Origin of the sequence: Enterobacter cloacae complex sp. S2, assembly GCF_015159675.1 — a bacterium.
Lineage (GTDB): Bacteria > Pseudomonadota > Gammaproteobacteria > Enterobacterales > Enterobacteriaceae > Enterobacter > Enterobacter intestinihominis.
Genome location: NZ_JADDTS010000037.1, coordinates 110635 through 122944 on the forward strand (window position 1 = coordinate 110635; position 12310 = coordinate 122944).

Genomic DNA, 12310 nt, shown 5'->3' on the forward strand with positions numbered 1-12310 from the left:
TAAACGGTAGCGGTAAAGACTTTGATCGTCGCCAGGCGAGCACGATCACAAAAGTGCTAGCTGCGCGCCAGTTTCTCCGCCAGCAGCGCCAGCGTTCTTAGCTGTTGCGCCAGATCTTCACGATCGGCCTGTTGTACGGCGCGCGGCGCGGTGGAATGACGAACGATCAACGTAACGGGAAGTTGTTGTTGCCAGGGTTCGGCGTGACGGGCAGTTGCCAGCAGCCACTCCACGCTGCGTTCACCGGCCTCGCGGAACGCCTGCCGAACGGTGGTCAGCGGAGGGGAAAACCACGCGCTGTCAGCCGTATCATCAAACCCGACAACCGAGATCTGCCCCGGTACCGCAACGCCTTTTTCCGCACAGGCGCGTAAAACGCCAAGCGCCATCTGATCGTTCGCCACAAGGATCGCCTCCGGCAGCTGTGCGCCCGCCAGGAGCTGATGCCCTTTCTCGTAGCCTGAAGCCGCGCTCCAGTCGCCCTGCGCCACCGCAAACGCCTCCACGCCAGCCTGAGCCAGCGTAGTTTTCCATCCCGCCAGGCGAGCCCGGGCAGAGACAGAACTTTCCGGCCCGGCGAGCAGCGCAATTCGCCGGTGCCCCAGCGAAAGCAGATGCTCCGCCCCCAGGCCAGCGCCCTGTTCAGCATTGAAAACGAGGCTGTTAACCCGAGCTGTGGGGGAAACATCAAGAAAAAGAACCGGGGTCGGCGAGGCCATTTCCTGAAGCATTTCTGCCTGAGCATCTTCCAGCGGAACGTTCACCAGCAGCGCCTCCACGCGCTGCGCCAGTAACTCCTGCAAAGCAGCCTGACACTGCGCGGGCTGCTCCACCATAGAGATGAGCACGCCTGCCCCCTGCTCCACTGCCCGGGATTTTACAGCTGAGGCGATTTGCGACGGCGCATGCAGCGCCAGATCGCTGGTCATCAGCCCCAGCGTGCGAGTGCGTTTCCCGGCCAGCTGCTGCGCGCCACGGTTAGGTACATAGTGTAGAGCCGCCATGGCCTGTCGGACCTTTTCCCGCGTACGGGCAGAAACGTGTTCCGCGTCGTTAATCACCCGGGAAACGGTCTGATAAGAAACGCCCGCTACGCGGGCAACGTCATAAAGAGTGATCGCTTTCATAGATTCTGGCGTCGTAAAAGGTAGTCACTATTCTGACACAGTTACGCCATTATAGCCTGTGAGCGCTTCGCAAAATTAAGCAATCCGCTCCGGCTGCGCGGCTTTCTGCATGCGCGGTCTCTGGCGAAACCACGGCAAACAAAGCTGGATCAGCGGGCCGATGGTTAACGCATATAGCACGGTTCCGACGCCAAACGCTCCCCCGAGGAGATAGCCGACGATCAACACGGTCACCTCGATTGCGGTACGCACGCTGCGGATCGACCAGCCCAGCCGGGCGTGTATGCCGGTCATCAGACCGTCGCGCGGGCCTGCGCCAAAACCCGCGCCGATATACATTCCGGTGGCAAGGGCGTTAACCACAATGCCGGAAACCAGCAGGGTGATGCGCACGGGCAGCGAGGTGAGTTCCGGGATCAATGCCATTGACGCATCTGCCGCCAGGCCAATACAAATCACGTTACTGACCGTACCCAGCCCCGGAAGCTGACGCAGCGGGATCCATAGCAGCAGCACCGCAGCCCCGGTTAAAATCATCACCGTGCCGATGCTCATTCCGGCCTGGATGGCGACGCCAAGGTGAAAAACATTCCAGGGATCAACACCCAGATCCGAACGAATAAACATCGCGGTTGAAAGTCCGTAAAGGGCTAAACCGACATAAAGTTGTACCAGACGACGCACCATTTTCTCTTCTCCGAAGAACCAGCTTCCATCTTCGCTGAAAATGGCACTATGATTAATGTCCAGTTTTCAAATAGTGGACTGCACATGTCATCACGTCGTTTTGGAAGCCAGTCTCTGGTTCGCCTGTTAGGGCACTGGCAACAAACCTCTTCCCGCACCCCGCGGTGGCGCCAGCTGGCTGACGCGTTACGCCTGTTAATTCTGGATGGCAGGCTGGCGCTAAACACGCGCCTGCCCGGAGAGCGGGAACTGGCCGCCGCACTGGACGTCAGCCGCACCACCATCAGCAGCGCGCTGGCGCATCTGCGTGAAGAGGGTTTTCTGGAGAGCCGTCACGGCAGCGGTTCCCGGGCGATCCTGCCAGACAGCCGGGCCGTGCCCACGCTTTCCACTGCCAGGGCGGCGCTGGATCTCTCAACCGCCGCGCTCAACGCAGGGCCAGAGATCCATCAGGCCTACACCCACGCGCTGACGACCATTACGCCGAATCTGGCGCTGACCGGGTACGATCAGCTTGGGCTTCCAGCGCTGCGTGAAGCTATCGCCGCCCGCTACACCGCACGCGGTCTGCCCACCCGGGCAGACGAAGTGATGGTGGTGAACGGTGCCGTCAGCGGCTTCGCCCTGATCTTAAGAATGATGACCGGGCCCGGGGATCGCGTGGTGGTGGATCATCCCACCTACCCGCTGGCGATAGCCGCGATTCAGGGGGCGCAATGCCGGCCCGTGGGCGTCTCGCTGCCAGAAACGGGCTGGGATACCGATGGTTTTGCCGCAACGCTTGCCCAGACCGCCCCGCGTCTGGCCTATCTAATGCCGGATTTTCATAATCCGACCGGGCGCTGCATGGATGCCGCGACGCGTCAGACCATAACCGACATCGCCGCGCAAACCCGCACCACGCTGGTGGTGGATGAAACCATGGTCGATCTCTGGTTCGATGCTCCCCCGCCGCCGCCGCTGGCCGCCTTTAACCCGGAGGCCGCGGTGATTACGCTGGGTTCCGCAGGCAAAAGCTTCTGGGGTGGGCTTCGTCTCGGCTGGATCCGCGCCTCGTTCCGCACTATCGCCACGCTCGCACAGACGCGCGATACGCTGGATCTGGGCTCTCCGGTGCTGGAACAGCTGGCCACGCTGTGGCTTATCGAAAACAGTGAAACCTTCCTGCCTGCCCGGCGGGAAATGCTGGCAGAACGGCGTGACCGCTGCGGCCAGATGTTACGGAAGCATTTCCCCGAATGGCGGTTTCAGGAAGCGGAGGGAGGACTTTCATACTGGATTGAACTCCCCGGCATGCTGGCGACTCAACTGGCGGCACGTGCGGAAACGACAGGCATCATTATGGGCACCGGCACGCGCTTTGGGCTTTCAGGCGCGTTTGACCGCTACCTGCGTATGCCCTTCTCACTCAATTCGCCAGAACTTGAAGAGGCATTACTGCGTATCAAACCGCTGTGGCTTGCCTTAAATAAAAGTACACCGCCAGTAAAACGGAGCCTGGTGTAAATTATTCGCCAGAAACAATAAAAACTGCTGACTGTAACGCATGCAGTCAGCAGTTTTCATGAAGAACAACTTAATGTTGAGGAGGAATCGGGAAGCCTTTCAGCGAAATAATGAAATTTTCACCTTCTTTCTTTATTTTTGCACCGGTATCACACCAGTCAGACGCAATTCGAAAGAACTCATCACTTCCTACATTCCAGCCAAGACGAACATGTTTCACATAGCCCGAACGTAACAGATTGCAGGCCTCGTTGTAATCGCTGGCAGTCGATAGTTGTTGTTTCATTTTCTCTTCTTCAGAAGTTTACGTAGTGCTTTGATTTCTTTAGGAGTAAATGGATTTACGCTCTCTTCTTCCGTATGCTGATTATCAACATCCTCTTCCGATACTCCCGCCTCTTCTACTGCTTCAAATGCCAGCAGCAGCAGTTTCTCTGTGGTCACGCTTAAATTCTCATTATTGTCTTCCGCATAGTGGCGGAGTCTTTCTTTTAGCGCTTCATCAATTTTAACGTTTAAAACCGCAGTTACCATGATTGTCACATCCTTTCGGAACACGTGTTTAATTTAATACACGAAGATAAGTTTGTTATCCAGATATATATTTTTTTGCTTATGACAACAAAAAGACGCCCGATAATAAAATGACAGTCTATTATTACAGGTTTATGACATTATTATTTCAGTTCAATGAAGGATATATTGCACGAACAAAATAGGCACATAATTGAGAAGGTTTATATAGGGGGAAACTTCAGAGAAGAACACAAATGGGTGGGGGCCCTGCCAGCTACATCCCGGCACCCACGTCGTCTGCCCTGGCTGCTTCCTTCCGGACCTGACCTGGTGAACAGAGTAGCGTTGCGGGAGAACCAACAGAGCCCCCATTGAGAGCGTTGATAACCAACGCGCTGGCGCATTATCCCTGTGGAGCACCTCAATTGCAAGCCGCTGGCAACTGGATGCTGGATTATTGCGCAAACTGACCCGACAATCTTCTTTATCTTCGTATAACATTACCCTTCGCTGATTTCCCGCTGGAGAAACAATGGACGAACATGACACTTTCCCACAGCGAGTGTGGCAAATCGTGGCCTCGATTCCGGAAGGCTGTGTCACGACCTATGGGGAAGTCGCCCGACTGGCGGGCTCTCCGCGCGCAGCGCGTCAGGTTGGCGGCGTGCTAAGAAGGCTTCCGGAGGGAAGTACGTTACCATGGCACCGGGTCGTTAATCGCCATGGCGCCATTTCCCTCACCGGGCCAGACCTGCAGCGCCAGCGTCAGGCATTACTCTCAGAAGGGGTACAGGTGTCCGGGACGGGACAGATAGATATGCAGAAGTATCGCTGGGAATACTGACGCCCTCTCCCGTCAAGATGAAGAGGGCGAAAGAAAGTTACAACTGTGTTGGCGGTGTAGGCAAGGTTGGCTGATTGGTCTGCGTTGCCACAGGCACTTCAGTCTGCTGCACCGGGACCAGGGTCAGGTCGATTTTGGTGCCCCCTTTGTTGACCGCTTCCTGCACGGTATCGGTGATAAAGACCAGCTTATCGTTGATCGTTACCGCCGCGCTCAGGAGGATACGCGCGTTAGGCTGAACGTCAGACGGGTTGTACGGCAGCACGAAGCTGAACGGCGCCTGTTTACCCTCTGTACGAACTGCACGCTGTGCAAGGACTTTAGACGGTGCATCCGCCAGAGACGCATCGGATAACGTGACCGTTAAAACCGCGTCCGGCGGCAGAGCGACTTTCTGTTTGATCCAGATGGTACCGGACACGTTAGGCTGTCGAATAGCTTGCTGTGAAAGGGTGTTAATCCCGTTTGGGGTCGCCGTTGGTACCGCTACATCGGCACTCTTATCCGCACAGGCGGACAACGCCACCGCCATTGCAACACCGCTTAACATAGGCACGAGTTTCATTGAAGTCTCCTTATCATCAATGCACCGGCGGGATCGATCCCATCCGATGTCGTTTTATTCACATAACGTAAACAAGTGTGGCACAAATCACGGATTTATGCCTAATTTTGCCCAGGTATTAAGATAATTCTACCCATCGGACCACTATCGTTTCTGCGTTATACTCAGCGTATCTTTCGCCACGGCGTTTATTGAGGACCACTATGAGTCAGGCACTGAACAATCTGCTGACATTGCTGAACCTGGAAAAAATAGAAGAAGGGCTTTTTCGCGGACAGAGCGAAGATTTAGGCTTACGCCAGGTTTTTGGGGGCCAGGTCGTGGGGCAAGCGCTATATGCCGCTAAGGAGACCGTTCCGGCAGACCGTCTGGTGCACTCATTCCACAGCTACTTTTTACGCCCCGGTGACAGCGCTAAACCGATTGTGTACGACGTGGAAGTTCTGCGTGACGGCCAAAGCTTCAGCGCTCGCCGTGTGGCGGCCATCCAGCATGGGAAGCCCATCTTCTACATGACCGCCTCCTTCCAGGCGCCAGAGCCGGGCTATGAGCATCAAAAACAGATGCCGTCCGCCCCATCGCCGGACGATCTGAAATCGGAAACCGAAATTGCCCGCGCACTCGCACATCTGCTGCCGCCGCAGGTAAAAGAGAAGTTTCTGTGCGATAAACCGCTGGAGATCCGCCCGGTCGAATTTCATAACCCAATGAAGGGGCATACTGCTGAGCCCACCCGCCAGGTGTGGATCCGCGCCAACGGCAGCGTACCGGCAGACTTGCGCGTGCATCAGTATCTGCTGGGTTATGCGTCGGATTTCAACTTCCTGCCGGTTGCGCTACAGCCGCACGGCGTGGGATTCCTGGAAAAAGGGATGCAGGTCGCCACGATTGACCATTCCATGTGGTTCCACCGTCCATTCGATATGAATGAATGGCTGCTTTACAGCGTGGAAAGTACCTCTGCGTCCAGCGCGCGCGGCTTTGTACGCGGGGAGTTTTACACTCAGGATGGCGTGCTGGTGGCTTCTACCGTGCAGGAAGGTGTGATGCGTAATCGCGGGTGATGTAAAAAGCCCGGTGGCGCTGCGCTCACCGGGCCTGCGAATTGTGCTTTTTCAGGCCGGGTAAGGCGAAGCCGCCGCCCGGCAAGGCACTCAAATTATGCGTTATAGGCATTCTCGCCGTGGCTGTTGACGTCCAGGCCTTCGCGCTCCTGCTCTTCCGGTACGCGCAGCCCCACGGTCATATCGGCCAGCTTGTAGCCGATAAAGGCCACAACGCCCGACCAGACAACCGTAATCGCGATACTTTCAAGCTGGACCAGCACCTGATGCATCATGGTCACGCCTTCAGCATAACCCACGCCGCCCAAAGATTGTGCAGCAAAGATACCGGTCATGATACAGCCGATAATGCCGCACACACCGTGTACGCCGAATACATCACACGGATCGTCAACGCGCAGAATACGTTTCAGTGCGGTAACGCCCCACAGCCCCGCCAGACCCGCGACGATACCGATCAGCAATGCGCCGCCCACGCCCACGTAACCGCATGCTGGCGTAATACCTACCAGACCGGCAATCGCCCCAGAACAGGCACCCAGCAGGGATGGCTTGCCGCGAACGGCCCACTCGCCAAATACCCATGAGAGGATGGCCCCGGCAGTTGCCACCACGGTATTCACGAAGGCCAGCGCGGCGATTTCGTTAGCGGCGCTGGCTGAACCTGCGTTGAAGCCGAACCAGCCAAAGTAGAGGATGGCGGTGCCGGTAAAGACCATCGGCAGGTTGTGCGGCTTAAATGCTTCTTTCCCGAAGCCCACGCGCTTGCCAATCAGGTATGCGCCTACCAGGCCGGCTACGGCGGCGTTGATGTGAACAACGGTGCCGCCCGCAAAGTCCAGAGCGCCATGGGAAGCCAACAGACCACCGCCCCAGACCATATGCGCAATCGGGACATAGGAGAGCGTCAGCCAGACCACCACGAAAATCAGTACCGCTGAGAAGCGGATACGCTCAGCCAGCGCGCCCACAATCAGCCCCACGGTGATGCAGGCGAATGAGCCCTGGAACGCGACATGAATATACTGATAGAAGCTGCCCATTACCGCGGTCAGTTCGATATTTTTCAGCATCGCCCAGTTAACGTTGCCGAAGAAGGCGTTGCCCTCCCCGAAGGCCAGCGAGTAACCGTAAACCACCCACAGCACGCACACCAGCGCGAACGTGACGGCAACCTGCGTCAGCATGGAGAGTACGTTCTTGCCGCGGATCAGGCCGCCGTAAAACAGCGCGATCCCCGGAATCGTCATGAACAGCACCAGCGCGGTGCAAATCATCATAAAGGCGTTATCGGCTTTGTCTGCCACAGCAGGTGCAGCCATTGCCAGGCCCGGCAGCAGTGCCAGCGAACCCAGACCTGTTTTCATTGTTGCTTTCATCATTTTCTCGATCCCTATCACTGTGTGCCAGGAGTTACTTACAACGCCGCTTCGTCAGATTCGCCGGTACGGATGCGAATGACGCGCTGTAGTTCGGCAACGAAAATTTTGCCGTCGCCAATTTTTCCGGTGTAGGCCGCTTTGCTGACGACATCAATCACCTCATCAAGCTGATCGTCGGCAATCGCCACATCAATCTTCACTTTTGGCAGGAAGTTAACGCTGTATTCCGCCCCGCGATAAAGCTCGGCATGACCTTTCTGACGCCCAAAGCCTTTCACTTCGGTGACAGTCAGTCCCTGAATACCCATGGAAGACAGCGCTTCACGCACGTCTTCGAGTTTGAATGGTTTGATTACCACCGTAACCAGCTTCATATATCCCCTCCAGTCAGAATTCGGTAATGGCCGCAGCTAACACGAGAGGGATATTGCAAAGGGTGTGCCAGAAGTGAAATGTGAGGAGGAAAGCGCCGCGGCGCGCATGCGCCGCGAAGGGGGGAAAAAAAACGCACCATGGCAGTGCAGGGTGCGTTTCAGTTTTGCACCAACGGTTAAGACTGTTAGCGCATTGCCTTGTTATGGTGCATCAGGCGCTGAGCGACTCCTCCTCGCGCACGCTGGCGGCCAGCTCGTCGCCTGCCAGCTGCAACTGATACATCTGCCAGTAGCGTCCTTTCGCCTCGAGCAGCGCTTTGTGCGTACCCCGTTCAACGGCCTGGCCACGGTGCAGCACCAGAATGGTATCGGCATCGACGATCGTTGAGAGGCGGTGAGCGATCACCACCAGCGTAGTGCGATCCCGCACGGCAGCCAGCGCCAGCTGGATCGCCTGTTCGGTACCGGAGTCGATGCTTGCGGTCGCTTCATCCAGAATCAACACCTGCGGCGTCTCAATCAGCACGCGCGCCAGCGCCAGGAGCTGCTTTTGCCCGACAGAGAGGTTATTGCCTTGCTCGCCCAGCCGGGTATTGATCCCCTCGCTTAACCCGCGCGCCAGATCTGCCAGCTGCACCGTTTCCAGCACCTCCCATACCTGCTCAGGCGTGAAAGATCGTCCCAGCGTCACGTTGGCATAAAAGGTATCCGCCAGCACTACCGGATCCTGCTGCACCATCGCGACGCCTTTACGCAACGCGTTGTGGCTAAGCGCGGAAAGAGGCCGTCCATCCAGACGGATCTCCCCCTGCGTCAACGGATAGTAGCCCATCAGCAAACTGGCGAGCGTGCTTTTGCCGCTGCCGGTATGCCCAACCAGGGCGACAAAACCGCGCGACGGTACCTCGAGGTTGATATCCTGCAAGACAAGCTGATCGTCGCGGTAGGCAAACGAGACATGATCAAACGCTATGGATCCACTTTCCAGCGGACGTTCATCATCGCCATAGGTCTGACGCGGCCTGTCCATCAGCTCAAACACACGCTCACCCGCGACTACCGCCTGTTGCAGCATCGATTGCTGCGTAGTGAGTTCAATCAGCGGTTCGTTAAGACGGCCAAGGTAACTGATAAACGCGTACAGCACTCCCACCTCAATGGTTCCACGCGTCGTCAGGCCAAACAGCATCAACATCCCGCACAGCACCAGCGCAGAGAAGAGGCTCAGCAGCGGGCGTAACAGGAAGCCGTCCAGACGTAACGTCTGCATCCGCGCCATATAGTGCGAACGGCTGGCTTCTCCCATTCGCTCGCCAAAACGCGCCTGCTGGCGAAACTGCTGGATAACGCTCATGCCGTTGATCACTTCGTTGAAGCCATCATTGATGTCTGCAAGGTAAGCGCGCACGCGACGAACAATCGGCGTGCTGTAGCGCTGATAAATAACCATCACAATCAGCACCGCCGGGAAAATAGCGATCGCCACCAGCGCCATCCGCCAGTCCAGACTGAACATCGCCACCAGCATCGCGCCAATCAATGCGGCACTGCGCAGAACCGTTGCGACAACAGTCACATAAAGGTCGCGGATCACCTCGGTGTCATTGGTGACGCGCGAAATAACCTGCCCGACCGGCTGGGTATCAAACTCGCTCAGCGGCTGGCGCAGCGCGGCATCCATCACATCCGTGCGTAGCTGCTGGACCACGCCCACGGCGGCCCGGTTAAACAGCAGCGACTGCGCATAGTGCAGTCCCGCCGCCGTCAACTGTAGCCCGACATACGCCACACCCAGCCCCGCCACCAGCCCCAGCGGCAGATAGCTTTTCGCCACCATGTTATCGATAAAATAGCTGATAAGCAGCGGACCGGTCACCTCCGCAATCGCGGCGATCCACAGTAACAGCACGGCAATGGAAAGCGGTTTGCGCCACGGTGAGCCATAGGCGAGCAGCCGTTTTAACGTCGGCCACATCTGTCCAAACTTACGCATCGGTGACCTCCTCATCCAGCGCAGCTTCAAGCTGTTGATAGCGGTACATATCCCGATACCAGCCGGCCTGCCCGGCGAGCTGTTCATGTTGACCACGTTGGGCAATATGCCCGTGCTGAAGCACCAGAATTTCACTGGCTTCGGTAAGGGCCGACAGACGGTGCGCGCTGATGATGACCGTGCGCCCCTCCCCCCATTGGCGAAGGTTATGCAGAATTTGATGCTCGGTACGCCCGTCAACCGCGGACAGCGCATCATCCAGAATCAGGATCTCAGCGTCCAGCAGCAGCGCGCGGGCAATAGAGATACGCTGTTTTTGTCCACCGGAGAGCATAACGCCCCGCTCACCCACTTCTGTGTCGTAGCCCTGCGGCAGGCGCAGAATATCCTCATGGACGCTGGCTAAGCGCGCCACATGCTCGATCTGGTCCTGTGTCGCCGTCGGGCACCCGAGCGCGATATTGTTGGCTATGGTGTCTGAAAACAAAAACGGCGTCTGGCTGACGACCGCCAGGCGGCTGCGCCAGTCATCCAGCAGCAAACGTGGCAGGGGGACGTCATGGAAACGGATATCGCCTTCGCTCACGTCAAAATGGCGCTGAATCAGTGACAGAATGGTGCTTTTACCGGAGCCCGTCGGGCCGCAGATGCCCAGCATCTGACCAGGACGCAGCGTGAAACTGACGTTTTCAAGCACCGGATGTTCCGTTTGCGGGTAGATAAAGACGCGGATATCAGCCTTCAGAACACCCGGACCTTCCGGTACCGGCTCGCTGCCATCGTTCACTACCGGCACTTCCGCCAGCATGGCGCGGATACGGCTGTAGGCGGCGCTCCCACGTTCAACGATGTTAAACATCCAGGCCAGCGCCAGCATCGGCCAAATCATCAGCCCGAGGTACATCGCAAAGCTGGTTAACTGCCCGAGGGTCATGGTGCCTCGCACCACCATCCAGCTGCCGCCGCCCACCGCCAGCAGGTTCGCCATGCCAATCGCAATATAAATTGTCGGATCAAAGCGGGCGTCTATACGCGCCACGCGCATGTTTTTCGCACCGGTATCGGCGGCGTCGGCCGCAAACAGCGCGGACTGCCTGTCTTCCAGACCAAACGCTTTGATCATGCGGATGCTGGTCATGCTCTCCTGGGTGCGATCGTTTAACGACGAGAACGCCGCCTGCGCCAGCTTAAAGCGTTCATGGAGCTGCTCGCCGTAGCGGTTAATCGCCAGCGCCATCAGCGGCATCGGCAGCAACGCCAGCAGCGTGAGCTCCCAGCTAATTTGCGTAGACATCACAATCAGTACCGCACAGCCCATCACCAGGGAATCCACCAGCGTTAACACCCCTTCACCGGCGGCAAACACCACACGGTCCACATCGTTAGTGGCGCGGGCGATGAGATCCCCGGTACGGTGACGCAGATAAAACTCAGGGTGCTGGCGGCTCAGCTGGCGGTAAAAGTCCTCGCGCAGCTCAACGGCAAGCTGATAGGACGCGCCGAACAGCAGCACGCGCCAGACATAACGCAGCAGGTAAACCACCACGGCCGTCAACACCAGCGTACCGACCCACATCATCACCCGTGCGGCGGTGTAATGTTGTTCCGTAACACCATCCACGACGTATCCCACCACTTTGGGCGGGATCAGTTGCAAAATGGCAATGATAATAAGCAGGGCCACCGCGCCGAGGTAGCGTTGCCACTCCCGACGAAAGTACCAGCTTAATTGGGCAAATAATCGCACGCGGTCTTTTCCTGAAGATATTTTATGAAGTTATTCAATGGGTAACGCTGTGGTGTATTTAATCTGTTCCATGGCGAAACTGGAGGTGACATCGGACAAGCCCGGTACGCTATTGACCAGCCGCTTGTAAAAATCATCGTAGCGCTTCATGTCTGCCACCTGAACGCGCATCAGATAGTCGTATTCCCCCGCCATGCGCCAGAAGCCGAGCACCTCGGGCATGTCGGAAACCTGGGTGACGAAGCGGCTGTACCATTCGCTGCTGTGATGCTGCGTTTTTATCAGGACGAAGGCGGTCAGTCCAAGCCCCAGTTTTTCGGGGTCCAGCAGCGCCACACGTCCCAGCAGAATGCCATCGTCTTCCAGCTTCTTGAGGCGCTTCCAGCACGGTGTGGTGGTCAGATTAACGGCATCTGCCAGCGCCTGCAAAGAGAGGGTGCAGTCGCTTTGCAGCAAAGAAAGCAGCTTGCGGTCAATTTTATCTAGCATATCCACCTCCCAGAGA

General features: G+C 57.2%; 13 protein-coding genes and 1 other RNA gene. 3 read left to right on the plus strand and 11 right to left on the minus strand.

What is annotated here, in order from left to right; translation table 11 throughout:
- Window positions 1-56: 56 nt before the first annotated feature.
- A complete protein-coding gene (locus IPZ49_RS17520; RefSeq protein WP_045622300.1) occupies window positions 57-1127 on the minus strand; it encodes a LacI family DNA-binding transcriptional regulator in 1071 nt (356 codons plus the stop codon).
- A gap of 75 nt (window positions 1128-1202) precedes the next feature.
- Window positions 1203-1814 (minus strand): YitT family protein, encoded by a 612-nt coding sequence (locus IPZ49_RS17525; RefSeq protein WP_022647263.1) that lies wholly within the window; start codon window positions 1812-1814, stop codon window positions 1203-1205.
- Window positions 1815-1898: 84 nt separating this feature from the next.
- On the opposite strand from IPZ49_RS17525, the gene IPZ49_RS17530 reads away from it, so the two are divergent.
- On the plus strand, window positions 1899-3320 hold the full coding sequence (locus IPZ49_RS17530) for a PLP-dependent aminotransferase family protein (RefSeq protein ID WP_063146589.1): 1422 nt from the start codon (window positions 1899-1901) through the stop codon (window positions 3318-3320).
- Between the two features lie 70 nt (window positions 3321-3390).
- Here IPZ49_RS17530 and IPZ49_RS17535 read toward each other — a convergent pair whose 3' ends face one another.
- From IPZ49_RS17535 to ffs, 3 genes are all read right to left on the minus strand, one after another.
- Entirely contained in the window at window positions 3391-3606 is a 216-nt protein-coding gene (locus IPZ49_RS17535; RefSeq protein WP_006809861.1) for a hypothetical protein, read from the minus strand.
- The gene (locus IPZ49_RS17540) at window positions 3603-3854 is read right to left on the minus strand and encodes a hypothetical protein (protein ID WP_022647261.1); all 252 of its coding nucleotides are present in this window, start codon (window positions 3852-3854) and stop codon (window positions 3603-3605) included. The genes IPZ49_RS17535 and IPZ49_RS17540 overlap by 4 nt, the downstream gene beginning before the upstream one ends.
- Window positions 3855-4101: 247 nt before the next feature.
- Window positions 4102-4198: signal recognition particle sRNA small type (gene ffs, locus IPZ49_RS17545), an RNA gene on the minus strand.
- Between the two features lie 170 nt (window positions 4199-4368).
- Between ffs and IPZ49_RS17550 the strand changes: the two genes are divergently transcribed.
- Window positions 4369-4680, plus strand: coding sequence for an MGMT family protein (locus tag IPZ49_RS17550; protein WP_063146590.1), 312 nt, complete (start codon window positions 4369-4371; stop codon window positions 4678-4680).
- A 37-nt stretch (window positions 4681-4717) separates the two neighbouring features.
- On the opposite strand, the gene IPZ49_RS17555 is transcribed toward IPZ49_RS17550, so the two are convergent.
- Complete coding sequence (locus IPZ49_RS17555) at window positions 4718-5245, minus strand: YbaY family lipoprotein (RefSeq protein ID WP_022647259.1); 528 nt, start codon at window positions 5243-5245, stop codon at window positions 4718-4720.
- Between the two features lie 203 nt (window positions 5246-5448).
- On the opposite strand from IPZ49_RS17555, the gene tesB reads away from it, so the two are divergent.
- The gene (tesB, locus tag IPZ49_RS17560; protein ID WP_022647258.1) at window positions 5449-6309 is read left to right on the plus strand and encodes an acyl-CoA thioesterase II; all 861 of its coding nucleotides are present in this window, start codon (window positions 5449-5451) and stop codon (window positions 6307-6309) included.
- A 95-nt stretch (window positions 6310-6404) separates the two neighbouring features.
- Here the strand turns inward: tesB and amtB are convergent, their stop codons facing one another.
- The 5 genes from amtB to IPZ49_RS17585 all read right to left on the minus strand — a co-directional run bounded on the left by amtB (window position 6405) and on the right by IPZ49_RS17585 (window position 12294).
- Window positions 6405-7691, minus strand: coding sequence for an ammonium transporter AmtB (gene amtB / locus IPZ49_RS17565; RefSeq protein ID WP_022647257.1), 1287 nt, complete (start codon window positions 7689-7691; stop codon window positions 6405-6407).
- A gap of 35 nt (window positions 7692-7726) precedes the next feature.
- Entirely contained in the window at window positions 7727-8065 is a 339-nt protein-coding gene (gene glnK, locus IPZ49_RS17570) for a P-II family nitrogen regulator (RefSeq protein ID WP_006809867.1), read from the minus strand.
- A 211-nt stretch (window positions 8066-8276) separates the two neighbouring features.
- Window positions 8277-10058, minus strand: a complete 1782-nt coding sequence (locus IPZ49_RS17575; RefSeq protein ID WP_023299457.1) for a SmdB family multidrug efflux ABC transporter permease/ATP-binding protein — start codon at window positions 10056-10058, stop codon at window positions 8277-8279.
- Entirely contained in the window at window positions 10051-11805 is a 1755-nt protein-coding gene (locus tag IPZ49_RS17580) for a SmdA family multidrug ABC transporter permease/ATP-binding protein (protein WP_045307882.1), read from the minus strand. Before IPZ49_RS17580 ends, IPZ49_RS17575 begins: the two co-directional genes overlap by 8 nt.
- A 30-nt stretch (window positions 11806-11835) precedes the next feature.
- Window positions 11836-12294 (minus strand): Lrp/AsnC family transcriptional regulator, encoded by a 459-nt coding sequence (locus IPZ49_RS17585; protein ID WP_022647254.1) that lies wholly within the window; start codon window positions 12292-12294, stop codon window positions 11836-11838.
- Between the last annotated feature and the right edge of the window lie 16 nt (window positions 12295-12310).